The organism is Lacipirellula parvula (assembly GCF_009177095.1).
Taxonomy (GTDB): domain Bacteria; phylum Planctomycetota; class Planctomycetia; order Pirellulales; family Lacipirellulaceae; genus Lacipirellula; species Lacipirellula parvula.
Genome location: NZ_AP021861.1, coordinates 70734 through 97080, shown reverse-complemented (window position 1 = coordinate 97080; position 26347 = coordinate 70734). Strand labels below are relative to the sequence as shown.

The following is a 26347-nucleotide window of genomic DNA, read 5'->3' as shown; positions in this document are numbered from 1 at the left end:
CGATACAACGCCCCTCTGCAGGAGCAATGATGCACCTTCGCCAACCGAACCGCCTCAAGTTTGCCGCCACGGCCGCCGCGCTGCTAACACTGTGCGCAATTGCCATCAGCACGACGACGGCTTGGAGCACTGAAACAAAAAGCGACGTCAAACCAGCGCCCGCGCCGACGTTCAATTGCGACATCGCCCCGATCATGTTCGCCCAATGCGCCTCGTGCCATCGCCCCGGCGAAGCAGCTCCATTCTCGCTGCTCACCTACAAGCAGGTCAGCAAGCGGGCCGACCTGGTCGCGGCCGTCACCGAATCACGCTTCATGCCTCCCTGGCATGCCGAGCCCATCGAGACGCCTTTCCACGGCGAGCGCCGCCTCACCGACGAGCAGATCGCCACGATCCAAGCCTGGGTCGACGCCGACATGCCCGAGGGCGATCCCGCTGACCTACCGGCCGCTCCCGAGTTCACTCCGGGTTGGCAGCTTGGCAAGCCCGACCTGATCGTCGAGATGACCGACGAGTTTGAAGTCCCCGCCGACGGTCCCGATATTTACCACAACTTCGCCATCCCGCTCGGCCTTACCGAAGACAAGTGGGTCCGCGCGATCGAGTTCCGTCCCAGCGCGCGGACGGTCGTCCACCACAGCCTCTTCTACTGCGATCCATCGGGACAGGCCGTGAAGCACCCTAAATTCGCCCAGCAATCATTCGACGGCGACGAAGAAGACAGCCGCGGCCGGGGCGACCTCGGCGGCGGCAGCAATGGCCGCAGCCTCGGCGGTTGGGCCGTGGGCGCCACGCCGCTACCGCTCCCCGCCGGTCTTGCCTACCGGGTTCCTGCCGGGTCGTCGCTGATCCTCTCGACCCACTTCCATCCCTCGGGAGTGGCCGAGCGCGAACGCTCTGTCGTCGGCATTTATTTCGCCGACAAGAAGCCGGAACGAAGCTTCACGGGCGTGCAGCTTCCGCCCCTCTTCGGCGCCATTTCAGGCGTCGATATCCCCGCGGGCGAGAAACGCTACACCAAGACCGACTCATTCACGCTGCCAGTGGCCGTCGACGCCTTCGGCGCCAATTCGCACGCCCACTATCTCGGCAAAGAAATGGAGCTGACCGCCACGCTCCCCGACGGCAAGCAAATCGACTTGCTGCGGATCAACGATTTCGATTTCAACTGGCAGGAGCAGTACCAATACGCCGAGTTCGTCCGCCTGCCGAAGGGAACGCGGCTCGATGGTCGCGTCACCTGGGACAACTCGACCGACAACATCCGCAACCCGACCAATCCCCCGGTTCGCGTGAAGTGGGGCCGCGAGTCGCTCGACGAAATGGGAAGCGTTTCGCTCCGCATGATGCCGGTCAACGATGAAGACCTCGAAACGCTGCAAAACGCGTATCGCGACCATGTCCGCGCGGTCGCGAAGGAGCGGATGTCGCAACGCACCGGCTGGCGGCAACGAGTTAAACGTTGGGCAGCCATCGCCGCTGCGGCTGAAGCCCGCCAAGAGCGCCTAGCCACTGAATAGCCCCGGACTCTACCCGAGAGTCGGCCTCTATTCCGCTTCGCATCGTCGCGCGCGAAACTCCCCCTACAGAGTTACCACCGCCTCGCGAAACATTGCGCTGGCAGTCAATTTTTGGTGGGTTCGCCCCAGCTCTCGCACCCTTTTCTGGATAACTTACCATTTTTTAATTGACGGCCTGCTTCGGCCTGCATATTCAGGATGGAAGAGTCGCGTCAAGGAACTTGAGTCTCACGGAAGTCTTCGGGTCATTCCAGCTTTTCCTGTTCTACTCGGAGACTTGCTAATGACTACTCGACTCGCCCAGGGAGCGGTGCGCGCTTCCCACACGCTTCGTGCGTTCGCCCGTTCGCGCACCTTTGCGTTCGCCTCGCTGGCCACGCTCTTGTCATGTTGCTCGGCTCCGGCCGCCCACGCGGTCAACACCTCCGCCAGTAGCAACGGCTACGGCATGTTCGTCGACCTCAACGCACTCAGCGTCGTTAATCTCGACGTTGGTCCGTTGCCCGTCGGAGTCAACGGCGTCGCTCCAGCGCCATACGCCAATTCCGACACGGTGCTGAACGTCAATGTCTCCACTAGCGTTCCGGTGGTAGCCACTGCGACGGCAACGGCCGGCTCAGTGACCGCCACGGCAGCCTCCAACGTCAACGGCGGACTCGGCTCACGGACCACCTCCGCGTCGGGCGGCGTCGTCGGCGCCGGCGTCAACGCCGTGACGCTGCCAGTGCTTCCCCCGGGCATTACGCTGCTCGGCATCAACGGCACCCTCAGCAGCACGGCGCAAGTCGCCGGCGATTTTGGCTCGCTCGTCGCCACCGGAACAACGACGATCCAGAGCCTCGGGCTGACAATCAGCGGCATCCCCGTCAATCTGTCGGCCTACGTCAACGTGCCGATCGCGCCGAACACGAGCGTCAACCTCGCCGCGCTCGGCATCGCCAACGCTTCGTTGATCCTCAACGAGCAAGTCGTCGCAGGCGATCAAAGTTCGATCTCGGTGAATGCGTTCCATTTGAACGTGAACGTCGCCAACTCGATCGTCGCGCAAGTGATTCTGGGGCACTCGCAAGCCCAGATGACCGCCGTCGCGATTCCTGAGCCAGCCACCGTCGGCATGGCGACAGTCGGCATGGTCGGAGCCGTCGCCGCCGCTCGCCGCCGCACTCGGCGCGGCGCGTAGCTTCTTCCTGTGGCGCGCTCGGCGGTTCTCGCACCGCCGGGCGTTTTTCAACCAATCCCCTCGTCAGCGTTCCGTTGCTGCGCGACAGCGCGCAGTAACGGAGCGACCAGGAGCCGCCATGGAGTCGTCCCGTTCTCGCAGCTGCGCAATCATCGATCTGAAACTACGGCAAGTCGAAGCCGCCACGCGTCGCTTCGCCGTTGAATTCCCGCCCGACGACCAAGAACTGCTCGCAGTCCTGTTGATCGGCCCGTGCGCCGCCAACAAAGTAGACCTTGCTCGCCGTTTGCATGGAATTGGCCCGCGCAGTCCCAAGCCGTTCGTGAGGATCGACTGCCGTCACTCCGCGGGGGTGCAGTTCGCCGCGTTGAACGGCACGATCCGCAGCACGCGCCCCATCGCCGGAACCGACGATCCGCCGCGGCATTTTTTCCGCATCGCCAACGGCGGCACGCTCTTTTTCGATCATTGGCTGCCGGATACTCGCACAACCTGCGCACATCTGTTCGCTGAGCTTAATCGCAGCCACAGCGCGCCCCTGGCCGCCGCCGATCCGTTTGCAATCGACGTCGCCGTCACCATCGCCGTTGACGCCCGCTGGACCGATCGCGGCGACGACGAATGCCTCATGATGCACGTGCCGTTGTCGACGCTCGACGAGTATCTCGCGTACCTCAACGCCGATGCACACGCGGAACTTCTGGCCGCGAATTAAAACGGCTTTTAACTCCGGCGAGGCTCGGAAGGCCGAAAGAAAGAGCGTTCAACTCGGCGCTACTTGTCGGCCTTCAGTGCTCGCACGTATTCCGCCCAGAGTTCATCGACCGTCTTGCCCGTGTACTGCTTCCACAGCTTTTCGTCGTAGTCGCCCTGACGCATCGCGGCGTTGAACTTCTCCACCAGCTTAGGGTCGTGCTCGTCGACCACATAGTCAAGAAACGCGGCGGTCGTCTGATAGCTATCGGTATACTTCGCCCGATCGGGGTTGGGCCGCCGGCGCTTCTCCACTGGCTCGTAGAGAAACCAACGGATGTAGTCCGCCACTCCCTCGACCATCCAGCCCGGGTTGCGATGCGCGCCGCGCGTCCGGCCATATTGCTGGACAATGTGCACCATCTCGTGCACGACGGCCCCCGCCGCTTCGCCGTCCAGATTCTGCGCGAACCACGGTTCGCCGCAGTGAATCTCTGTTCCCATGGCGTGGGCCACGCCACCCATGTCGGAATGAAAAGTGATCGTGAACCGCTCCGGCGCCGCGTAGCCTTCGCTCGGAAGCAAGGCGACGATTTTCGGATACCACTCGATGCAGATGGGTATGAGCGTCTCTTTGATCCAGGGCATTAAGTCGGGGGCGTCGGAAGCGTCGAAGACGATTTCGTACTTGTCGCCAATGCGCACTACTTCCGGCGCCAACCGCGCGGGAGCTTCATGCTCGCGGCCATCGTCGACGTCGATTTCGCTGAAGAATGTTTGCCCGAAGGGCGTCTTCGTTTCCGTCGGCGCGACGTCGAACAGCAAGTAGCGAAACTTGCCAAGGTCGCGTCCCTTGCGTCCTGCGATGTTGACGCCATGCTGGCCTCCCTCATCGCCATCGTCGGGGCGGGAATCGACGCTTGCGATCAACTGCCAATCGGCGTCAGCAAGTTCATCTCGGCCGGCCGATGCAACATCGAACGCCTTGGCGCGTTGATTATCGCCGTAAAGCTTGTAAACCTGCGGCCCGCGCGACTGAGGGTGCCAAGAGTACGAGCCGACTCTTTTGACGGCGGTCGATTCGCCGAGATCAAGAAGGAGTCGGCCGCCGTTTGTATTGGGAGCGAAAAAGAAATTGCTCGCTGGCTCGTCGGCCCCTTTGGGCAACTTGCCGTCAGTGAGGACGAGCGGCCGACCGCCGTTCTCGTCACGCCGGCCAGCGACAATCGTCATCTTGGCGCCGCTGGCCGCATCTGTAGTCGTCGGGCTGGGGATCTTTTCAAAGCGAAACTCCGGAGACTCTCGCTCTCCCCGATTGATCTCGACTTGCACTTCCGATTCCGCCGCCGACAACCGGGACGGGACCGCGAGCATGAGCAAGAGCGTCAACTGAAACAGAGTGCGGCTCATTCGTTCAGTCCTTGTCAGCGGGAACGTGATGCCTCGGCTGCTCTGCCATATCATGGAGCAGCAGCGTCCGCCGCAGCGAAGCGTTGGAAGTTGAGCGGTGCGGCAATTCGCCGAATCCTCGACCGAATAGAGTGTACCCACCGTCGGTTCGAGTTCCACCTGCCGGATGCTCAGTTGCCGACCGCAGTCACGACCGACAACGCCTCTGCAATCGCGTCGCTACTAGCCGCGACGACAATGTCATCATAGAGCCAGCCGCCTTGCTGCTCCTTCGGCTGCGCTTCGAGGCGGAGCCGATCGAACTGGAACTGCTCGATTACCTGCACCGCGTCAGGCGTCGACGTTGCCAACTTCTTGAGTTGAGGATCGCACCAGGCCGCGGCTTCCGTCGAATTCTCGCCGATTCGCAACCGCACGACCCACAGGTGTTCGTCGAAATCCGGAAGCCGCGGTTGCTCGCCAGGGGTCTTTGGATCGCTGTCGAGCGTTTGCAGCATCTCTGCCGGCGTTCCCATGCCCGCATGCATGTGGATGCCATAGTGCGTGATAGGCGCCGGTTGCCCGATGAACAGCGGCTCGTCGACCGAGCGATTGTCGCCGTACATGAGCGACATGCCGGCCCAGGAAAACTCCGCGTCTGGCGGGCCGTAGGCTTTCGTTCGCCAGCAAAGCCAGACCTCGGCCGGGCGATGGCCGATCATGCCGCTCTCATCCGCGACGCCGCTGAGGAACGCCCGCGATTGCTGGCTGTTGTCGAAATCCAAGTAGCATGAAACGTCCTTCTCCGTCGCGAGTGAATGAGACGTCCCAAAACGTTTGTTGGAGTTGTTGATGTTTGCTTTGAACAATGCCTCGCCCGTTTGGCGAACGGCGGGGGAACGGAAACCGATCGAGAACTCATTCCCCAGCGATTCGCGGTGGAAGCCTTGGTAGGCGAGCAAGCCTTTGATTCTCAACAATTCGTAAAAGGCGACCTTCGCGGCGGCGTCACGGTCGCCGTTCTGGGACTCTTTGCGCAGCTGCACTTCATCGGCGCGGACGAACTGCCGGTCATGCAACAGCGGAGTGGGAAGCGAAGGAATCGTCGACGACTTCTCGATCGTCGCTTCCCAGCCTGCCTGCAGCTGAACGCCTGCGCCGGGCGTTTCCGCAGCCGCCTCCTCCGGGAGGTCGAGCCGGACTTCCCCCTCGTACACGGCGACGGCCGTTTCGTTCGTGGCGCTCACGGCCACGCCAAATTCGGTGCCGAGGTCGACGATCGACGAATTGGGCGCGTCGATCGTCAGCGATTCGCCGGCGCTTTTGTTGAGCCCCACGACGTTGCCGCGCCGCAACGAGAGCCGATTGTTAGCGGTCACCGTCGCGTCGACGGGCCCTTCGAGCACCAAGGTACTGCCGGAGATTGTCGTGATTTGCACGATGCCGCGCTCGAATGCGATGACGTCGCCTTGGCGAACGACGGCTCCAGCGGCGAGTTGCTTCCCGTCGCGAGCGGCAACGCCGAGGGCTTCGGAGAGCACGGCGACGACGGGAGGTTCCGGCGGCGGCAACGGCGGAGCGGGCGCGACTTCAACCTTGGGCTGAGGCGGCGCCTTTGGTTTAGCTTCCGGCTCCTTGACCGCGAGCAGTTTGCTCTCAGCGGGTTGCTGGGCGTTCATCCACACGCCGACGCCGATCGCCAAGAGCAGTCCGGCGGCAATGCCAAGGATCGCAGCGATCGCCAGCGGCCGTCTTGAATCGGCGTTTTTACGCGGGAGGCTACTCAACGACGCGTCCGAAGTCGCTCCCAACGCTTCAATATCGCGGAGCGATTGTTCGATCGCCAGCAAATACGCCTCATTCTTCTGGGCCGGAATTTCGTCAAGCAAGCGCTTAGGAGAAAGCTCGCGGCCAAGGTAGTCGTGCACCATCGCGAGCAGCAGCAAATGCGTCGGCTCGGTCGATTCGTTCTGCTGTTGATTGGCGTGCCACAGGTGACGGCTCGCTTCGTTCGCGGGGGCGTCGAGCAGCCTGCTCCAGCGATGCAAATCGCCGGCATCGAGCGGCGCCGCGTGGTCGCCGCCGCGGTTCAGACACCGTGCAACCAAATGGATGCGCACCTTGCTGAGATGCAGTTGCACATGCTGCACGGGACGATTGAGGTGCATGGCGATGCGCCGCGGCGACAAGCCATGCAGATAGCGCAAGCACAGCACTCGCAGCGTATCCGCCGGGAGAAGATGCGGAATGCACTCGTCGAGAATCTCGTGAACCGACGCCGCGTCGAGCAGCGGCGTGAGTTCTGGCGCCGCAAACGCATTGTCGAGCAGATCGTGCGTGAGGACGTCGGCGTCGCTCCCTGCGGGCGCGGCCTGCTGCAGCACTTCCCATGTCGCATCGGCCGTTGCAGACCAAAACGCCGCCGGGCTCATTTCCGGTTCGTACTCGGCGAGGAGCTTGTTGACGATCGCTTGAACGGCGCGCGCCGCGGCAGCAGGCGGCGCGACGCGCAGACTGGTGATCGCGAGGATGCGGGGGAACAGTTGCAACCAATCTTGCGAGTGCGACTCATTCGCCGCGCACGCCGTCATCACCTGAATAAATCTCGCGTCGTCGGCGAATCGCAATTGCTGCTGCGCGATGTCGGCAATCGGCCGCACTTCCCCGGGGATCGTCTCGTCGATCACCGTGGCCGCCTGCTTGCGGGCGGAATAGATCCATTGCAGCGTCGACTCAAGCTGCGCGTACTGCAAATAGAGCTGTCGCCCACGCGGGCTAGCCAGCAACAGCTCGTTCAGCCGCTCTTTATCCTGCTTGCTGATGACGCCTTCGAGCAAGTCGACGACGAGACCTTCGATCAGCGCCAGATCATCGCCGTCATTTGCTGAATCTGCCATGGTCGTTACCAATCTCGATTTAGGCGCCCAAACCCGAAGAATTGCGAATGCTGGCGGTGATGCATTGGAAGAGGAGCCTGCGAATGCGAGCGAACGTCCGATGAATCGTGCGGCTGGTCTTGCCGAAAGAATCGGCGACGCCTTCGACGCTCATCCCGCCTTGATAGCGCAACTCCAGCACGTTGCGATCATCTTGAGGCAGTTTCTTGAGGCAAGACTCGAGCGCGTCTCTCCGCATATCGAAGAGATCGCTGTTTTCGATCATTTCGAACGAGAGGACTTCGATCAGCTCCTCATTGAACCAAAGGCGATCGGTAGCCGCTTTGCGGCGATGGCGGACGACCTCGATGTGGGCGATGCCGCAAGCCCAGCGAAAGAAGTCGCGCGTGACGTCGTAGTCGGGCCACTTTTTCCAGAGCGCGAGACTTGTTTCTTGCAGCACGTCGTCGGCGTCGGCCTTGGTCGGCACCAACGAGCCGATGAACGAGTGGAGCCCCGACTGGTGCTTCGCAAACAGCTGCACGAACAACGTCGACGGAGGTGGTTCGCGTAGATCTTTCATAGGACGAATAGATCGCTTGCAGGAGTGAAGAGGGCGCCAGGCGCCGTCGCGCGGCCACACGTCGGCGCGCAAAGCTGGTACAAGCCAACCTCAGTTAGAGGCAGAAAGGATGCGGCCGTCAACTAGACGCTGCGCGAATTGCGATTTCAGCGTGGAAGCAATCTGGCCGTGCAAGATCGCGGAACTGACAACCGCAGCGAGACGGCACAAGACGGGGAGCAGGCAAGCGGCTCGCTTGCGGTATCACTCGCTCGCCGCGAGCAAATTTACCGAGAAAACTCAATCCATTCGTAGATTCTTGCCATTTTCGAAATTTTCCATGTCACGTTCGCCGGCTGCGATGCGGATATGTCTCCGAGAGCAAGTATCCGATGCTGCGAAGGGCAGACGCGCCATGCGTCGGTTCATGCAATTGATTGAGTGAAGGCGTCGCGCCCGAGTGATCGCTCGTGCGCTGGCGGGGCGGCTGCGCACGTCGCTGCTGAAAAAGACGACAAAAATTTCGACTTTGCACTGCGGCCCGCGTCTTCAACAACCTCGCGAAGTAGGCACATCCTTCTCGACGAGTTGCATTAATTCATTAGTCGCTTTGGTTTGCCGAAGCGTGTGAGTCGTGCGACTCAACAGACTCTTTTAGCTTTTCCACAGTTGACGTCGACTGCGGTCCGGTGCTTGTCATCGGCTGACGAGCGTTGCGCGTCCCGCACGGCGACGCGAAACAGTTGCTTTGAAACACAACAGGATCGATCAACTCGGCGGCCTCTTCGACGGTTGCGCGATCCGCATGATCTAGAGGATGAACAGCATGCCCCTCAACCGGCTTCGAACTTTCTTCTCGCTCTTCATCGCCGCCAGTTGCGCTGCAACGCAAGTCCACGGCGTGGTCCTCGTCTCCGACGACTTTAGCAGCGCGACGTCGGGCACGGGCTGGGCGGCGGGCAACGCCTGGGAAGCGCTCGAGAACGGCCACGCCACGACGCTGCCGACGGGCGGTGCCCATACCACCAACTTCCGCGATTTCGCGACGCCGCTCGACGCCTCGAACGCTAAGACTTACATCAAAGTCGATTACGCCCAGTCGGTCCCCGGCAACGGCAACGAATGGGGCGGCCTGGCGTTCTTCACTGGCACGGAGGGCAACGCCGGCAACGAAACGTTCTTCATGGGCAACACGGCGCCGAGCAATTATTTTTCGCTCGATTTGAAGGGCGGGCAGATCGTTAACAGCCCCATACCGATCGACAACAAATCACATACGCTCATCGCCGAGATTGACACGACCGGCGCGGACGACGTCTATCGTTTCTGGGTCGACAACGTCAATCTCAGCGCTCCGTCGGCAACCTACACCGTTGTCGGCGGCGGGCCGATTACTGGGCCGTGGGGAACGCTGCGACTCGGCAGCCAAGACGACACCACCGACCTCTACGACAATCTCGTGATCGGCACGACGGCTGCGGACGTTGGCCTCGCGGCTTCGACGCTGACGCTGACGGTGAACCGGTCCACCGGCGCCGTTTCACTCAACAGCCCGACGGCCCTCACCAACGTCGTCGGCTACGAAATCCGCTCGAACGACGGAGCGCTGCGACCGAATCAATGGACCACCGTCACAGGGCACTACGACAGCCCCGGCAACGGCGGCAACGGCTCGGTCGATTCCAATGACCCATGGACCGTTCTTTCGACCGATCCGACCAATACCACCACCCTCGCCGAGTTCTCGTTCAGCGTCGCACCCGGCGACGGCGGCACGATTGGCGCGGCTGCCGTCAATCTCGGAACGATTTGGGCGCGGTCCCCGTTCGAAGATCTCTCCGCCACGGTGATTGTCGATCAAGGCGGCACGCAAAAACACATCGGCGCCACCGTCGTCTACACCGGAACTGGGCCCGCGTTCGGCGACCTCAACGGCGACGGTAACCTCAACGCAGCCGACTGGACGCTGTTCAAGTCAGGGCAGGGCGCCGTCAACGGAACGCTCACGCCGCTGGCCGCTTACCGCAAAGGCGACTTGAACGGCGACTTCAGCCACACGCTCCAAGATTTCGATCTGTTTGCTGAAGCCTACGACCTGGTGAATGGCGCAGGCGCCTTCACCGCGATGGTCGCCAGCGTGCCGGAACCGAGCTCGTTCGTCCTGGTGCTCGCCGGCCTTGCCGCCTGCGTGGCGAGCCGCCGGCGCAAAGTCGCCGTCGTTGCCGCGTCGCTGGTCGTGTTTGCAGCCGTGGGCGCCGCATCGAACGAAGCTCACGCTGTGATTCTAGCTTCAGACGATTTCAGTGCCGAAGGCTCGGGCACGGATTGGGCAGCCGGCGACAACTGGGACAACGTCACCGGCGGCGTCGCCGACACGCAGTTCGCCAACGCAAAGTTCCGCGCCTTCGCCACGCCGATTGCCCCGTACGACTACAACAAGCTATACGTTGCCTTCGACTTCAAATTGACGTCCGGCGCTCAGTGGGGCGGGCTCGCCTTCTTCACTGGCCCCACCGGCGGGAACGAAACGCTCTTCGTCGGCGATCCTGGCCAGTACAACGCCTACGGCGTCGACCTCAAGCAAGGCCAAGTCTTGCCGGCCAATCCGTTGCCGGCCGGCGTCCCGGCCACCAACACGGCGTTCCATCGTTTGATTGTCGAACTCGATTTCGACAACGATTTGACGGCGCCCTTCGACGACAAGTACAGCTTCTGGGTCGACGGCTCCGACGTTAACGCGCCGACTTACACGACGACGATCCAGAACTCGCCGATTGCGGCGCCGTGGCAGTCGCTGCGTCTGCAATCCGCGGGCGGCGGAGAATGGTTCCAGGTCGATAACTTGCTGATCACCGACGATGCGAACCTCGTCTTCTCGCCGACGCTGAACCTGCTCGTCGACAAGACGACCGGCAACGCCACGATCCGCAACACGACCGGCACGCCGATTCCGATCAGCGCGTACTCGATCGAGAGCGCTGCGGGGATGCTCAACAGCGGCACGCTGGCGGGCGACTTCAATCAGAGCGGCGCCGTCGACGGCGCCGATTTCCTGGCTTGGCAGCGTCAATACCCCGCACTCGGCGCCACCGACTTGGCGGCCTGGAAAGCCAACTTCGGCGCCAGCGGCCCCGGCACGGGCGGTTGGTCGAGCCTTGCCGATCAGCATCCGGCCGGCTTCCCCGCCGGCAACGGTTCCGGCAATGGCTGGGAAGAAGGGGCCAACCCCAGCGCGACAGAACTGGCAGAGTATTACCTCACCGGACAATCGACGGTCGTCGCCGGCGCCAATCTCGGATTGGGCAAGGCGTATAGCGGCGGGGCGGCCGGAGCCCAAGACCTGCAGTTCATCTACCGCTCGAACGGCGAACTCAAAGTCGGCACGATCAGCTACACCGGCGGCGGCGCGGTGAGCGCCGTCCCGGAACCCGGCTGCTGTTGGTTGGCGGCGATGGGCGCGACTGCGATCGCGTGCCGCGTGCGTCGAGTTCGCGCTGCGTGAACACGAACGCTTGGCTGCCGCAAGCTATTGGGGAAGCTTGTGGCAGCCTCCATTTTACCGCCACGACATCGAACCGCCGCGATCTCACGTCGCGCTAGAATCCCGCCCCGCCATCGACGCTTTGCTATGAGAAGAATGGAGCGAACTGTGAAACGTTCAACTGTACAAAGCGCCTTTACGCTGGTCGAACTGCTGGTCGTTATCGCGATTATCGGCGTCTTGGTGGCGCTGCTACTGCCGGCGGTCCAAGCCGCGCGGGAAGCGGCTCGTCGCACCCAGTGCAAAAGCAGCCTGAAGCAAATGGGGCTCGCCGCGCTGAACCTGGAAGGAACTCACAAACATTTCCCCACCGGCGGCTGGGGCTGGCGTTACGCCGGCGACCCCGACCGCGGGTTCGGCAGCCGGCAACCAGGCGGATGGTACTTTTGCATCTTGGCGTATACCGAGCAAAACGCCTTATGGCAGCTCGGCGCCGACGGCAATCCCAACACGATCACGCCCGTCCAGCGCGCCGGCAGCAAGCAACGGCTGCAATCGGCGGTCTCGATTTTCAATTGCCCCTCCCGTCGAGGGGCCGACGCTTATCCGTTCACCAACGCCAGCGATTACTTCAACGCCGATCGGCCCACGAACGTTGGCCGCAACGACTACGCAGGCAACGCGGGCAGCCTATCGGCGTATGTCTTGTATTCAGGACCGGAACCGGCAGGCGGGACGATGCCCGACGCGATGGCATCGGCGTCGGAGTACGGGGAGTATTCCGTCCCTTTTGAGCGTCCCGGACGAACGACTCGTCTCGCCGGCAACGGCGTGGTGCTAGCCCTCGCAGAAATGCGGATGGCGGAAATCTCCGACGGCACGTCGCAAACCTTCTTCGCGGGCGAGAAGTACATTCCCGCGGGCGAGTACGACACCTCGGCTTGGATCGGCAACGACCAAGGCTGGGATCAAGGCTTCGACCACGACGTCGTGCGTTGGACCAAACTCCCGCCCGCCGCGGACGGCTCGTCGCTGGCCATCAGCGCTGATGACGCGGTGACGATCTACGGCAGCGCCCATCCCTCAGGCTGCCAGATGGTCAACTGCGATGGTTCGGTTGTGACGGTTTCGTACGACGCCGATCCGACGACCTTCGCGCTGCGAGGCTCGAAGGACGACGGCCAGCCTGTAAGCGATTCGAACCTGTAGCAGGATATTCGGAAATATCGCCCTCCAGACTCACCGACGCGGCGGTGCGTCTTCATGAGTTCTATTCAGGGCAGGCAGGATGCCAGTGGCGCGTCGACGCGATTGAATTGCACCGAGAACGACCGACTGGAACAACGAAGAGCGCAGCGTTCGATCATGAAGCTTAGCACCTTGAGAGCGACGCCGCGCGAGGCGTCGCGGCGACTTCGTCTGGAAAGCCTGGAACAGCGCTGCCTCCTCGCGGGGGACGTCTACCTCGTCAATTTTGGCTTGGCAGGCTCCGGGCTTCCCAATCGCTTTCTCGACGACACGGGCCAGGTCTTTGCCGCTCACGGTAACGGCCTCTCCTACGGTTGGTCGACTGATCACACCGATCAATCGCGCGATCGCGGGGTCAACGCCGATCAGCGTCTCGATTCGTTGATTCACATCGAAGCGGGCGCCAAGTGGGAGTTTCAGCTTCCCAACGGCCGCTACCAGGTGACCGCCTCGATCGGCGACGCAGCGAATCCCAGCACGCACACGCTGCGCGTCGAGGGAACGACGGCATTCAACGCCGTTCCGCTCGCGGCCAACCAGTTCTTGCAATCGACGGTTACGGTCAACGTCCTCGACGGTCGGCTGACGCTCGACAGCGGAGCGGCCCCCGATAAGGCGACGCGCATCAACTACGTCTACATCGTCGGCGTCCCGTCGACGGCGAACGGCGTCCCAGCCGCGCCGACGATCATGGAACCCTCCCATGACGGGCACATCGCGAACCCCAGCGACGTTCACATGGAAGCGATCGGCTTCAGCGACCCTGACGGCGATACCCACCAAAACAGCGATTGGGAAATCTGGACGGCCGACGCGAATGGCCAGCCGGTGGAACTCGCGTGGACGACGATCGGCATCGCCGGCGTCGAACGCGTCCACACTCACCTCGGCGATGGGATCCTCGTCGGCGCTCACGCGGGGCAGGCCGACCTCAACTATTCTACAAATTACGTGATGCGCGTCCGCTTCCGCGACAGCGCCGGTTCCGTAAGCCCGTGGGCGACTCGCACCTTCAGCACGGGCGCGATCACTCAGGCGTTCCCGCTGGAAATCGACGACGTGGCGACGACGCCCGCGCCGACATGGACAAATGGCGCCGGCGGTCCCGTCGTGCTGCCCGCGCCGATCGGAGTGAAACCCAAACTCCAACTCGAATCCCCGCAAGGCGGCGTGTTGCTGTCGATCGCCGGCAGCAACGGCGCCGTGAATGCAGTGACGAATCCAGCAGCACTCGCGCTGCACGTTAACCCGCGCATCGCCGTCTCCGGCGGCGCAGCGGGACTGACGCTCGCTGAATCCGATCTCACGTTCGTCGATGGATCGGGCGCTGAGCGGACCGTTTACCTGCCGGCAATCAACGTCGCGGCCAACGCGACGGCGTACTTCTGGGTCGCCGCCGACGGCGCGACCTACTACGGGGCCGCGAATCAAACAGCGCCCGATTTCTCGAATCTGGCTCGCTCCTCGATTCTCGGATTCGCGACGCTCGAGCCCGGCTACCGCATCGAAGTCGTCGCGTCCGGGTTGGAACTGCCGGTCAACATCGCGTTCGTCGCCAATCCTGGCCCCGATCCGAACGATCCAAAGTTCTACGTCACCGAACTCTACGGCAACGTCAAAGTCGTCTACAACGACGGCTCGATCCACAGCTACGCCACGGGCCTGCTGAACTACAACCCGACGGGCGCCTTTCCCGGTTCGGGCGAGCAAGGCGTCGCGGGCATCGTCGTCGATCCCACAACGGGCGACGTCATCATCACGCGCGTGCGCGATACGGACGGCATCGAGGGAGGCGACCACCACCCGCAAGTGGTGCGGCTGCACAGCATCGACGAGGGCCGCAGTTCCAGCGGCGAGACGGTCATCCTCGATATGGTCGGCGAAACACAGGGCCAGTCGCACCAGATTTCCGACGTCTCCATCGGCCCCGACGGCAAGCTCTACGTTCACAACGGCGACGGCTTCGACGCGAACACCTCGCTGAATCTGAATTCGCTGCGCGGCAAAATTCTTCGGCTCAACCTTAATGATACGGCGACCACCGACAACCCGTTCTACAACGCCGCCGACGGCATCACGGCCCGCGACTACGTCTACGCTTACGGGTTCCGCAACCCGTTCGGCGGTTCATGGCGGGCGGCGGACGGCAAACTGTACGAAGTCGAAAACGGCCCCGGCTCGAACGACCGCTTCGCGCAAGTCAATCGCGGCGCGAGCTACGGCTGGAACGGCAACGCTGCCTCGATGACGACCAACGCGATTTACAACTGGGACGTGCCGCACGCTCCGGTCGACGTCGCGTTCATCCAGCCGCAAACGTTCGGCGGCAGCGGCTTTCCGTCGTCGCAGCAAGACGTCGCCTTCGCAACCGAATCGGGCCCGACATGGGCGACCGGCCCGCAATCACAAGGCAAGCGGATCGTTAAATTCAAGCTCGACGCCAACGGTGCCTTGCTCGAAGGACCGACGACGTTCGTCGAATACGTCGGCCAAGGCAAAGCGACGATCGGCGGCATCGTCGCCGGGCCGGACGGACTCTACTTCACAGACCTCTACCCAGACCTCAACTTCCAAGACCCCACGGCCACTGGGGCACGCATATTGCGCATCAAGTACGTCGGCACGGGAGCGGCGCCGATCAACTTCTCCGGCGATCACCTGGCCGGCACAGGGCCGCTCAGCGTGCAGTTCACCGACAAGTCGGCCAGCGTCGGCGTCACCAGCTGGTCGTGGACGTTCGGCGACGGCGGCACGAGCAGCCTGCAGAACCCAACGCACATTTACACGACGCCCGGCGTCTACGACGTTACGCTGACCACCGTCGGCACGAACGGCATTCAATCGCTCACTCGCAGCGCCTATGTGGTCGCGGGCTACCGGCCCGAAGACACCAACCAAGACGGCGTCGTCAACCGCGCCGTCGACGTCGCCAACCTCATTGCGAGTTGGAATCGCGACACGAGCGCGCTCTCCACGCATGCGAAGCTGCTCGCAGGGGACAACAATCTCGACGGCCGCGTCGATCTCGATGATGCTTACCGGCTGCTGCAGGCGCTCAAAGCTGCCTCCGCGCCGGTGGTCACGCTGCCGGGCGACTTCAACGCCGACGGCCGCGTCGACGGAGCCGATTTTCTAGCGTGGCAACGCAACGGCGGCAGCCAGAGCGATCTCAATTCATGGAAGCAGAACTTCGGCGCCGGCGACTCGGCGGCAGCGATCGCATCACTCGTGGCAACCGAGAATGATTCTGTAAACGTCCCGTCGACCAGCGAAACCGGCGTCGCGAACTTGGCGGCGGAAGTCGATGCGATCGCTCAGTCGAGCCTGCAGGAAGCACGAAGCACCGACGGACGCAGTTACGTCTGGATTGCCGGCGTAGAAGGTTTCCGGGCGAGCGTTGCGTTCCCAACTACAACTGCAACTACAGGGCGCGAACTCGCAGGCGACGACATCAACCAATGCCATTACCTGGAGCGAGATCAACGCTTCGCACTGCCAGTCGCATCCTCGGCGCCCCAACACGCTTTCATCGACGGTCGCGTGGAACGCCGCGCGTCACGTGCAAATCGCATGGAGCTAAAAGACGATGCGTTCGCGTCCAGCCATGAGGAGCCATGGCGCTGGAGGCGAATGAACGACCTCTTTTAGCGACCATTCCACGGCACAACAAAAAAGGCGGAAATATTCCACTTTCCCTGTCGCATTTGCTTGCTTGCAAGCGGATAGAAACCTAGCGGAGGCTTCGCACGACTCCGCGGTGATCCTGCGTCCTCATCCTTGCAGAAATTTGTGAACGCCGGCTCTTCGCCACTGCACAACATCTCGCTCATCGTGACTGTTTCTTATCGGAGATTGACTAATGAAGACCCTGAGTAGCATCCTCTCCCTCTCGATCGTGCTGGCCTGCGTCGGCTGGTGCCCGCAAACCTCGGCAGAAGTCATTGGCGCCGACGACTTCAGCGAATCGAACGGTACGGCCGTGAACGGAAAGCCCGCCGATGTCGGCGGGGCTTGGTCGGCGCCCGGTGCGCAAACAATCGTCGGCGGCGTGCTCGACACCGACCAGGTCGGGCAGCATCAAGGGAGTTTTCTTGATTTCACTCGCGCTCTCGGAGCGGGCGAAGTTCTCACGCTCACCTTCCGCTCGGCCGAGTCGGCCGGAACGATGTTCGACATCAACGGTTACGCCGGCATGTCGCTCTACGTCGGCGGCAGCGAGAAACTTTTCATCGGCGATCCGGGCGGCGGTCAGCCGGTGAACGGCTGGGCTCTCGACGGGTTCGCCGGCGGCGGCCCCTCGACCTACACCGGCGTCGGCAACGAAGCCGTCACCGGCACGTTCACGTACAACTTCGACACCGGCTTCGGCCGGCTCGCGGTCTCCGACGGCGTCAACTCGGCGTCGACGACGCACAACTACGACCCAGGCTTGGCACTGAACCGCTTCCGCATCCAAAGCGGCAGCAGCGACGCCGCGTCGATTTCGATCGACTCGTTCAGCGTCTCGGCGGCTCAAGTTCCGGAGCCGGCGTCGATCGGCTTGCTGGCCGCCGGACTGCTCGGCGGCCTCGCTTGCTCGCGTCGGCGCTAAGCGACGAGTCGCAACTATCACAAGACCTTCGCCCCGCCTGCGGAGCATGCAGGCGGGGCGTTTTCGTTGACTTCACGCGGTTCGGCAACGACTGCTTCTCCGCTACGAGATAATCATCATGCATCGGTTGGTTTCCGGCTTCGCGATCGTCGTTAGCGTCACGCTCCTCGCCCAGCAGCATGCATCGGCGGCCGTCTACCCTGGCCGAGGAATCACCGCGTCCACCGGCAACCAACGCGGCTTGTATCTGGTTCTCCGCCCCGATACGGCGCCACCGCTCAACCAAGCGAAGATCGACGCCATTCGCGCCAGCGAAACGTTGACGCGCGAGTTCTTCGCCAAATCGTCCGGAGGTAAGCTCGACCTCCGTTACGCCGACATCGTCGACGTGCCGATCACGCTCGCCGTCAACCCGCAAGACAATCAATTGCATCGTCCGAACGATTGGTGGGGCATTGCCGAGAACTACGTCCGCAGCAACTTCGGACTCGAGCCCGAGGCCTATCAGCTCAACTTGTTCGACGTCAGCGCCACCCCCGAAGACGTCAACCAAGGCTGGTCGGGCGTCGCCACTTTTCCGGGCAACAATCTGGCGATGCAAACGCCCCCGGGCCCTGGCTGGGGACAGCTTGTCGTCGATCACGAACTCGGACATCGCACGGGGGCGCCCCACTCGAGCGCGTGGCGGCTGAGCGACAACGGCAATTTCAATCCTCATGTGTGGGACGCCCAGAAGAAAGCTTATGTCGAGTACTCCCCCACGATTCATGGATTGAGCCCCGTCGCCTACGGCGTTGAACTCGACGAATACGGCGATCCGCTCAGCGTGATGGGCAACATCTCGAACGGCACATTCAGCGTCCATCAAAAACGGGTGAACATGGGCTGGCTCAGCTCCGGCCAAGTCCCCGACCTTAACGCGACGGGCGACGGCACCTATCGCGTCTACGCGCACGATCAGTTGCAGTCGACGCTCAACGCCCAGGCGAACGTGATGGGCGTCGTCAACGGCTACGACGCCAACTCGCGTTACGGATTGACGTTCAACAGAAACGATCAGGTATTCAACAAGGGCGTCAACGCGTTCCAAACTCGCACCGATGCATTCACGCTGGAGTACCGCGCGCAGGAGGAAGGAGTCTTCGTTTACCTGAACGACGGACTGCTCGATCTGGATCTCACCGGCGGTTCAGACCGCAACGATCGCCGCCGCTCGCTGCAGGTGGGCGATCGGTTCGAAGACATCGCCGTGAGCCCTTCGTACTTCGTCGGCACAGGCGCTGCCAACGAGTGGGCCGCCATCGGCGCCCCGCCGCCGACTTCCATCTACCAACTCCGGCCGAGTTGGTTCGAGTTCGACGTCCTCGCCAAGGGGCAAGACCTCATCGGCAGTTACGTCGACGTCGACGTGAGCACCGTCTCGTACGTCCCGCCGGGCGATCTCAACAACGACGGGTTGTTCAATCAACTCGACGTCAACAAGTTCGTTGCGCACTGGCGCTCAGACACTTCCAGCCTCAATCGCGTCGGTCAGTGGATGGCGGGTGATCTCGACAACAGCGGGCTCGTGGATCTCGACGACGCGTCGCTGTTGCGCACCATCCTCATCTACTCAACGGGCCAGTCGTTCGGATTGACGACGTCGGTTCCGGAAACGCCAGCATCCATGCTGTCTGTGATCGCAATCTTGGCAGTCGTGCTAACGCAAGCGAGATCCCCTCTCGCGAAGGCGTCTATCACAAGCCGCTAAAGTCCACGGCACAAGCACACAATCCGCTTCAACGGCGATTGATCGCATCAGTCAGCGTCGAGAGGGAGCATCGCGCGATCAACCGACGCCATGCCCTGATCCACCGGTTGCTGACCGAGAGGGAGCTTCGCCTCGCCCGGGCTTCCATGAAGTCGATTCGCGCCTGCTAGCGGCCTGAAACGCCATCCTGAAAAAGAGAGCCGGAAAAAGCTTGCTTCTAAAATGGAAAACGGTACCTTGTTCCTACAGTAACTCCTCAGCCTGGCCGGACAGCGTCTTCGCGAGGCGATATGCTTCATAGCGACGTAGCCTATTGGAGGTATTTGCAGTCGCTTCCGCCCGACCATCCCGATTTGCCGTCGCCGCGAGTCTGCGCGTTACTTCAACGGACGTTCCAGCTGTGGCGCGACAAACCGCTGTGGCTGAATGAAGACGACGTTGGTCATCTCTTCCGGGACCGTCACGATCTGTCCGACGAACAACGTCGCGAACTCGCGAGCGAGCCGATTCCTCTGCGGAAATCGCGCGCGATACGACGAATGTTTGAGATTATTACGGACGCCAATGTGGCGCGGAGGGCTGGCACGTTCGCCGTCGATCCGGACGAACTGATCCTAGGCACGTTGCCGCCATTCTCTGTTGGCCAGGGTAAGGAATTCGTCCGATATTTGACCGAAGAAGAAGAACTGCGCGCGATGCTCAGCTATTTGAACGAGCTATCGCCCATGGGCCATATCGTTCCCGATCACGAGAGGGTAGTCAGTAGAGGGCTTGAAGGTCTGATCGACGATTGTCGCAAGCGTTCCCGAACAGCCAACGAACGCGGCAAGTGCTTTCTTTCAGCCGTTCGCATCGCCCTGGAAGCGGTGATCTTCCTTGCCGGCCGCTATGCCCAGGAAGCCGAGCGTGTTGCCGCGACGCTCGCTCAAGAGGATCCGAGGCGCGAGTCTCTTCAGCAGGCCGCCGATCGCCTCCGGCGAGTTCCTGCCAAACCGGCGGAAACCTTCGTCGAAGCCGTGCAGAGCATCTATCTGATGCACTGCGCCCTGCACTGGACGGTTGAAATCGTCCCCCTAGGTCGGCTCGATCAAATCCTCCAGCCGCTATATGAGAGAGACATTGAGCAGGGACGCTTAACGCCAACGATGGCCCAGGAAACGCTCGATTGTTTCTGGATCAAACTTGATGAGCGCGCCATTCTGAATCGCCGGCATCTGGAGAATCGCTTCACCGCTTGCGATGGCGTGTTGACCGGCTACTTTGGCCCGTCGAACTACGACCAGGGCGGGCTACTCAACCAATGGATGCAGCAGATCACGATCGGCGGCGTCATTGCGTCTGATGAGGAGCATCCGACGGACGCCTGCAACGACGTTACGGCAATGTGCCTGGAGTGCGCTCGTCGCTTGCCGCTAAACAGCCCGACGCTGGACCTTCGGGTTCATGCCGGCACGCCCGACGACGTCTTGCGCCTCGCGGCGCAGGCTCTTATGAGCGGCGGGGCCCATCCGGTGCTACTTCAAGACGACAAGATCATTGCCGGCTTTCGCGAGGTCGCCGGCGACCGGTTATCGCTAGCTTCTGCCCGCAATTATGCCTGCGACGGATGTTACGAAACGATGCCCGCCGGAGAGTCGGAGTTCAGCTTCGGCTTTATTTCAGCGCCGGATTTGATTGAAAAAGCTCTGAATCGCGGGGCAAGTTTTGCGGGCGCCGGCCCGATCCACCTCCGTGGGCTCAAAGATAGCTGGCGCACGCCGCCTGCTTGCCAGTTAACAACTTGGGACCAACTATGGGCGACGCTCATTGCGCACCTCGACCTAAGCTGCCACCGATACATCAAGAATCTACTAGCCAACTATGGCACTAAAAGCGACGTGGCGCCGTCTCCTCTGCTGTCGGCCTTGATCGGCGGCTGCATCGAGTCGACCCGCGATCTCGTCGATGGAGGCGCGCGACGCCACATTTTTTCACCGCTGCTGGTTGGCGTCAGCACGGCGGCCGATTCACTGCATGCGCTCAGATCACTGGTTTACGAGCAGCGAAGCGTCGGCCTCGAGGAGCTTGTCTCAGCCGTTGCGACGAACTGGGGCGCCAATCTCGTCTCGACGAACGGCCGCCTTGCGCCCGCGCTGGGCACTGCCGTATCGCCTCAGCGAATCGCTGAAATTCGCTCGATGTGCGATGACTTGCCAAAGTTTGGGTATGGCAATCGCGAGGTAGACGAGCTGGCATGGAAATTGATCGACGAGTTTTGCGACCGCTTGATCGCTGCATGGTCTTCAGAACTTCATGGCGAGGCGCGCCGCGCGCTCGAACGGCGATACGCTCACGAGAACCACGCCTTCGAGATTCTGATGATCCCCGGGGTCGGAACTTTTGAGCAGTACGTCTTCAGCGGATCATTGGTCGGCGCCTCTCCCGACGGCCGCCGGGCCGGCGACCCAATCGCCTCGGACCTTTCGCCCGCGCCGGTCCATCGCGATCGATCTCCGACGCCTGACAACGGTTCGCGTCACGCTCGTACTGGCGCGCTTGCCGATAGCTTCCGAAGTTACGCCGATAATTGCATGCGTCGTCTAGGAGACGGCGCGCCGGCTGACTACAACCTGCCGGAAAACTTCCCCGTCGAAGATCTCGCCTCGATCCTCAAAGCGTTCGCGAGAGGCGAAGGCGGCTCCGTCGCCACCTTCACGGTCTGCGACCCAGAAACATTCGCCGGAGCCCAGCGAGATCCGGAGGCGTTCAACCTAGTGCGCGTGCGCATGGGGGGCTGGTCCGAATTCTTCGTTACTCTTTTTCCCGAACACCAAGAACATCATCGGCGGCGACCGCTATTCGTCAGCTGACGCTCCTCGACTCATGGATCTACCTCAACCCATACTTGACGGGCCTTTCCAACCGGGGCTTACCGACCCGCAGTGGCCGGTTACTCCCCCTGGGTCCATTGAAGATCGTCCGGTCGATCGTGAGCGCTATGCGTTCGAACGAGCTGGACGCATCGATCCGCAGAATTTTCTCACAGTCGTGACAGGCGATGTGAATGTGAAGGGCCGCGAAGACCTGCGCGACGCGCTGCAAAGCTTGTCGAGCTTCGCCCGCACGCAAATGCTGCGAACCCCGGACGACAATCATATTCCCATTCTGCGCGAGCTTCCGAAGTCGTGGCGATTGACAATCACCATTGGCTACGGAGCCAGCCTCTTCACTTCGGCCGACGGCGACGACCGCTTTGGTTTGCGACATCATAAGCCCAAGTGGCTACGTTGCATGCCGAAAGTCGTAGGCGACCAATTCGATCCTGGGCAGAGCGCCGCAGATCTCATTTTTCTCATCGCCAGCGATCACCCCTACGTCAACGTCTCTATGGCCCGCGCTCTCTGCCAGGGCAACTGGGGAGTCGCCGGGCGAAAGGAATCGCGGCTTCGCGTGCGGACGCTCGACCAGGGCTTCTCGCGGCCGGATCGCCGCGAGTTCCTGCGATTTGACGACGGCATCGACAATCTTTCGAACGCCCGGAACGGCGAATTGGACCGCTTTGTCTACGTCTCGCCGCATGACGGAGAGCCCGCCTGGGCGCAAAACGGCAGCTATCTCGTATGGCGGAAAATCCAAGAGAATCTGCCGCTTTGGGAAACTATTGCGGAGTCCGAGCAGGAAGGCATGATCGGCCGGGAGAAGGCCAGCGGCAAGCCGCTGTCACGACAGGCGACCGGCCCTAGCAACATGACGCCGGCGTACCCAAGTCCCTATCAAACCATCGACGGACCGCTCACGGCCCATATCCGTAAGGTGCAACCCCGCCGCCACGGCAAAGACTTCCTCGGCGTCGAAGACCTCGACCGTCGGTTCCTACGCCGCGGCTATCCGTACTTTGACGGCATCGATGGAACCGGCAAGGCGTCTTGCGGCTTGCTCTTCCTCGCCTTCATGCACGACTTGCGTAAGCAATTCGAATGGGCGGTTAACAATTGGCAGCTCAATCCCGACTTCCCGTTGAAGGGAACTGGAATCGATGCGCTTTACGGTCGTGGAATACTTTCAAACATCGACGGCGGCTATTACTTCTGCCCGCCGTCGCCGAAGGGGTCGGAAGGATTTGCGGGCTCCGCCCTATTCGATACGTAGACAACCAAATTAAAGACATTAAAGGATTAAAACCATGGCAAAAGCCACGCAGCGACGGTTAGACGACGTAGCCGGCAAGTTCGGACAGGGAGTTCCAGGCCTAGCGGACGAGTTGAGGGCCAAGCTGGCGACCCTGGGGGCGGGTATCGCTCCCGAAGGCCGCGCGGCGGCAAAGCTATTCGTCGGCGATCTTTTCGCGAACGAGAAATGCGCTCGCATTGCGAGCGCTTCTCGTTTCACTACCGCGGGACTCCAGCTCCCCGACGAAGCCAGTGAACGCATTATCGCACTTAACGCAGGCGCGCGGCCTGTCGCGCGGATCAGTAACAATCAGTCGACGACAAACTTCATTGGGCCTGATAGTGAGTCATGGACTGCCGTCATTCAGAAATGCAAAGCGCAAATCGATCGAGCGATACCTGCAGTAGGCCGTATCGAGATCACCAACGGCGACGTCTCATGGGTGGGAACGGGGTGGTTGATCGCTGACAATATTGTGGTCACAAATCGTCATGTGGCCCAAGAGTTTTCTAGGCGCGATCCTACCGCTTCCGGGTTCATTTTCCGCCCAGGCCTGCTAGGGAGCGTGATGTCGTGCGATATTGATTTTAGAGAGGAGGAGTTGCGCAACGACGAGTTGGAGCATCCCGTCACCTCGGTGCTCTGGATCGCCGGCTCAAATGAACCCGACGTCGCATTCCTGCGAGTCACCCGCGGCCCCGGGCAGCCTCAGCTGCCAAGGCCGATCGAGTTGGCGGATGAAGTCAAACTGGAAAGCACAATCGCCGCGATTGGTTATCCCGCCGAGGATCCTAGCATTCCCGATCAAGAACTTGCCCGCCGAATCTTCGGCGACGTCTATGAGCGGAAACGTTTAGCGCCCGGCTTGGTAACGAAGGTAGGCGAGGAACGCATCGAGCACGACTGCTCGACGCTCGGAGGGAACTCTGGTTCCGTACTCATCGATCTACTGACAGGCCGCGCCGTAGGCCTGCACCATGGCGGCTACCTCGACGATTCGGCCAATCTGGCGGTGTCAGCGCCCTATCTGAAAAAATTACTCGACAGGGTGATAGGTGAACAGCCGCGACGTCAGGCCGGACTAACCGACTTGAGGCCCGCTGTAGAAAGCGCGCCAGCCTTCGCATCAACAACGCCTGGAACCGTCCGCATGACATTCAACATTCCGATCGAGATTACCGTCACCATCGGAACTCCCGTCCCAACGGCGATCCCGGCGCCTCCGTTACCCGCAGTTAGCGCCCCCATGGGAGCGCCCCCATTGGAACAAGCCCTCGAACGCGCTAAGCAGATGTTTGAAGGCCGCCCGGACGTACTCAAGATCCGTCTGGGATATCGATTCAAGAATGGCTGGATCACTGATGAACGAGTCGTCGTCATCGAGTTGCGAGAGAAACTTCCCTACGACGAGTTGAGCAACGCGGGAAAACCTGCCTTCCCGCGTGAACTCGAGGGCGTCGGCATTGACATTCGTACGGCGCCCCTGCCGGATCAACTGGAGGATCTCGGTATTGATATGACTGTGCTGGAACGGCGTGCTCGCCCCGCCGGCTACAGAGAGCCGCCGGGGTATAACGACCCCAATTCGGAAATGGCGTTAAAGCCGTTCAAGGCCCCAATGAACGCCATCTTTCACGTCAGCCCCGACTCCGGATTTCCGAATTTGAAAGACTTCTTCGGTCGAGTCGAGGACAACCTCACTGCCACGATGTATGAGTGGGGCGCTGAGCACATCAGCGATGCGATCGAAGCGGCGATCTCGCCACGCGGAAACACGCTAAGAATGGTGACCCAAAAGCGCGGCGTGGGCGAAGGAGACGCTACAGAATCCGCGGTCGAGGATATGCAGGAAAGGCTCGGCGACAAGTTCTCGCATGTTTGGGCCTCGGTTCGGGGCCCTAACCGTCTGATTGCGAGTTCGTATCACATTAAGGTCGCCTCGCGCGACGGAAAGGAGTTTTGGTTATCAAGCGGAAACTGGAAAGACTCGAATCAAGCAGATATCGACCCCGCCGGAGAAGATTCCGATGACGACCGACCTCTTCGTCGACACAATCGCGAGTGGCACGCCATCATCGAACACAAAGAGCTCGCCACGTTGTTCCAAAACTACATCGAATATGACTTTCGCGAGGCCGAGAGAGTACCGCTGGAGGACGACGAGGCCGTTTCGACGCCTTCCACGGAGTTTTTTGTGCCAATTGAAGCTCTTGAAATCAGCAACGAACGAAGACGCGCGGGATTGCAATATTTCGACCCATTGGTCATTACGCACAACGACGGCGAGTTGGACGTTCGTCCGCTGCTAACGCCAGACCGCGATGCCGACGATCAGCGCGTGTTTATGAAAGTTGCGACGGAGATGATTCGCCGCGCCACGCGTACGATTTACCTACAGAATCAGTCGTTTAAGATGACCGACGACGACAACGACGAACTTGTAGAATTTTTCACAGTTCTCAGAGACAAGCAACAAGCCGGCCTCGACGTTCGGATCATCTCTCGCGACGCACGCGACTTTCATCGAGCCGCCGACATTGTCCGACAACAGGAGTTGATCGAGCGTTTAAAGGATTTCGGCTTCGACACGTCGCCTGGCGCCTTAAGGTTGCAGCCCAAATGCCACACGAAGGGCATTATTGTGGATGCTCAGGAAGTCATTCTGGGAAGTCACAACCTAACGAATCAGGGCGCTCTATTTAACCGCGACGCAAGTCTTCACGTACGCTCGTCGCGCGTTGCCGAATACTTCCAGAAAGTCTTCCTCTTCGACTGGGAGCAACTCGCTAGAAACGAAGCGGACGAGCGCGTGGGCGGCATCCGAATCGCCAAGCCCGGCGAGGAAGCGCCAACCGGCTTTCGGCGCGTGTCACTGTCGGAATTGCTCGGCGAGGACTGATCAGCAACG

Annotated in this window: 14 protein-coding genes; 11 read left to right on the top strand and 3 right to left on the bottom strand. The window is 61.4% G+C overall.

Going from position 1 to position 26347, the window contains the following annotated elements; translation table 11 throughout:
• Window positions 1-26 precede the first annotated feature (26 nt).
• From PLANPX_RS00325 to PLANPX_RS00315, 3 genes are all read left to right on the top strand, one after another.
• Complete coding sequence (locus PLANPX_RS00325; protein ID WP_172991763.1) at window positions 27-1520, top strand: c-type cytochrome; 1494 nt, start codon at window positions 27-29, stop codon at window positions 1518-1520.
• A gap of 283 nt (window positions 1521-1803) precedes the next feature.
• Complete coding sequence (locus tag PLANPX_RS00320; protein ID WP_152096801.1) at window positions 1804-2700, top strand: PEP-CTERM sorting domain-containing protein; 897 nt, start codon at window positions 1804-1806, stop codon at window positions 2698-2700.
• A 118-nt stretch (window positions 2701-2818) separates the two neighbouring features.
• Window positions 2819-3415 carry a sigma 54-interacting transcriptional regulator gene (locus PLANPX_RS00315; RefSeq protein ID WP_152096800.1) on the top strand — a complete coding sequence of 199 codons (597 nt, stop codon included), beginning with the start codon at window positions 2819-2821 and terminating at the stop codon, window positions 3413-3415.
• Between the two features lie 59 nt (window positions 3416-3474).
• Here the strand turns inward: PLANPX_RS00315 and PLANPX_RS00310 are convergent, their stop codons facing one another.
• From PLANPX_RS00310 to PLANPX_RS00300, 3 genes are all read right to left on the bottom strand, one after another.
• On the bottom strand, window positions 3475-4803 hold the full coding sequence (locus PLANPX_RS00310) for a basic secretory protein-like protein (protein ID WP_172991762.1): 1329 nt from the start codon (window positions 4801-4803) through the stop codon (window positions 3475-3477).
• Window positions 4804-4973: 170 nt separating this feature from the next.
• The gene (locus PLANPX_RS00305; RefSeq protein WP_152096798.1) at window positions 4974-7679 is read right to left on the bottom strand and encodes a FecR domain-containing protein; all 2706 of its coding nucleotides are present in this window, start codon (window positions 7677-7679) and stop codon (window positions 4974-4976) included.
• Between the two features lie 19 nt (window positions 7680-7698).
• Window positions 7699-8241 carry a sigma-70 family RNA polymerase sigma factor gene (locus tag PLANPX_RS00300; RefSeq protein ID WP_152096797.1) on the bottom strand — a complete coding sequence of 181 codons (543 nt, stop codon included), beginning with the start codon at window positions 8239-8241 and terminating at the stop codon, window positions 7699-7701.
• 805 nt (window positions 8242-9046) lie between these two features.
• On the opposite strand from PLANPX_RS00300, the gene PLANPX_RS00295 reads away from it, so the two are divergent.
• From PLANPX_RS00295 to PLANPX_RS00260, 8 genes are all read left to right on the top strand, one after another.
• Window positions 9047-11722, top strand: coding sequence for a PEP-CTERM sorting domain-containing protein (locus tag PLANPX_RS00295; protein WP_172991761.1), 2676 nt, complete (start codon window positions 9047-9049; stop codon window positions 11720-11722).
• 147 nt (window positions 11723-11869) lie between these two features.
• A complete protein-coding gene (locus PLANPX_RS00290; protein ID WP_172991760.1) occupies window positions 11870-12910 on the top strand; it encodes a DUF1559 domain-containing protein in 1041 nt (346 codons plus the stop codon).
• A 156-nt stretch (window positions 12911-13066) separates the two neighbouring features.
• Window positions 13067-16597: a PQQ-dependent sugar dehydrogenase gene (locus PLANPX_RS00285; protein ID WP_172991759.1), complete on the top strand. Its 3531-nt coding sequence runs from the start codon at window positions 13067-13069 to the stop codon at window positions 16595-16597.
• Window positions 16598-16808: 211 nt separating this feature from the next.
• A complete protein-coding gene (locus PLANPX_RS00280; RefSeq protein ID WP_152096793.1) occupies window positions 16809-17540 on the top strand; it encodes a PEP-CTERM sorting domain-containing protein in 732 nt (243 codons plus the stop codon).
• 118 nt (window positions 17541-17658) lie between these two features.
• Window positions 17659-19290, top strand: a complete 1632-nt coding sequence (locus PLANPX_RS00275) for a hypothetical protein (RefSeq protein WP_152096792.1) — start codon at window positions 17659-17661, stop codon at window positions 19288-19290.
• 323 nt (window positions 19291-19613) lie between these two features.
• Entirely contained in the window at window positions 19614-22139 is a 2526-nt protein-coding gene (locus PLANPX_RS00270; RefSeq protein ID WP_172991758.1) for a pyruvate formate lyase family protein, read from the top strand.
• A 13-nt stretch (window positions 22140-22152) separates the two neighbouring features.
• Window positions 22153-23418, top strand: coding sequence for a Dyp-type peroxidase (locus PLANPX_RS00265; RefSeq protein ID WP_152096790.1), 1266 nt, complete (start codon window positions 22153-22155; stop codon window positions 23416-23418).
• Between the two features lie 34 nt (window positions 23419-23452).
• Window positions 23453-26338: a phospholipase D-like domain-containing protein gene (locus PLANPX_RS00260; RefSeq protein WP_152096789.1), complete on the top strand. Its 2886-nt coding sequence runs from the start codon at window positions 23453-23455 to the stop codon at window positions 26336-26338.
• Window positions 26339-26347 lie beyond the last annotated feature (9 nt).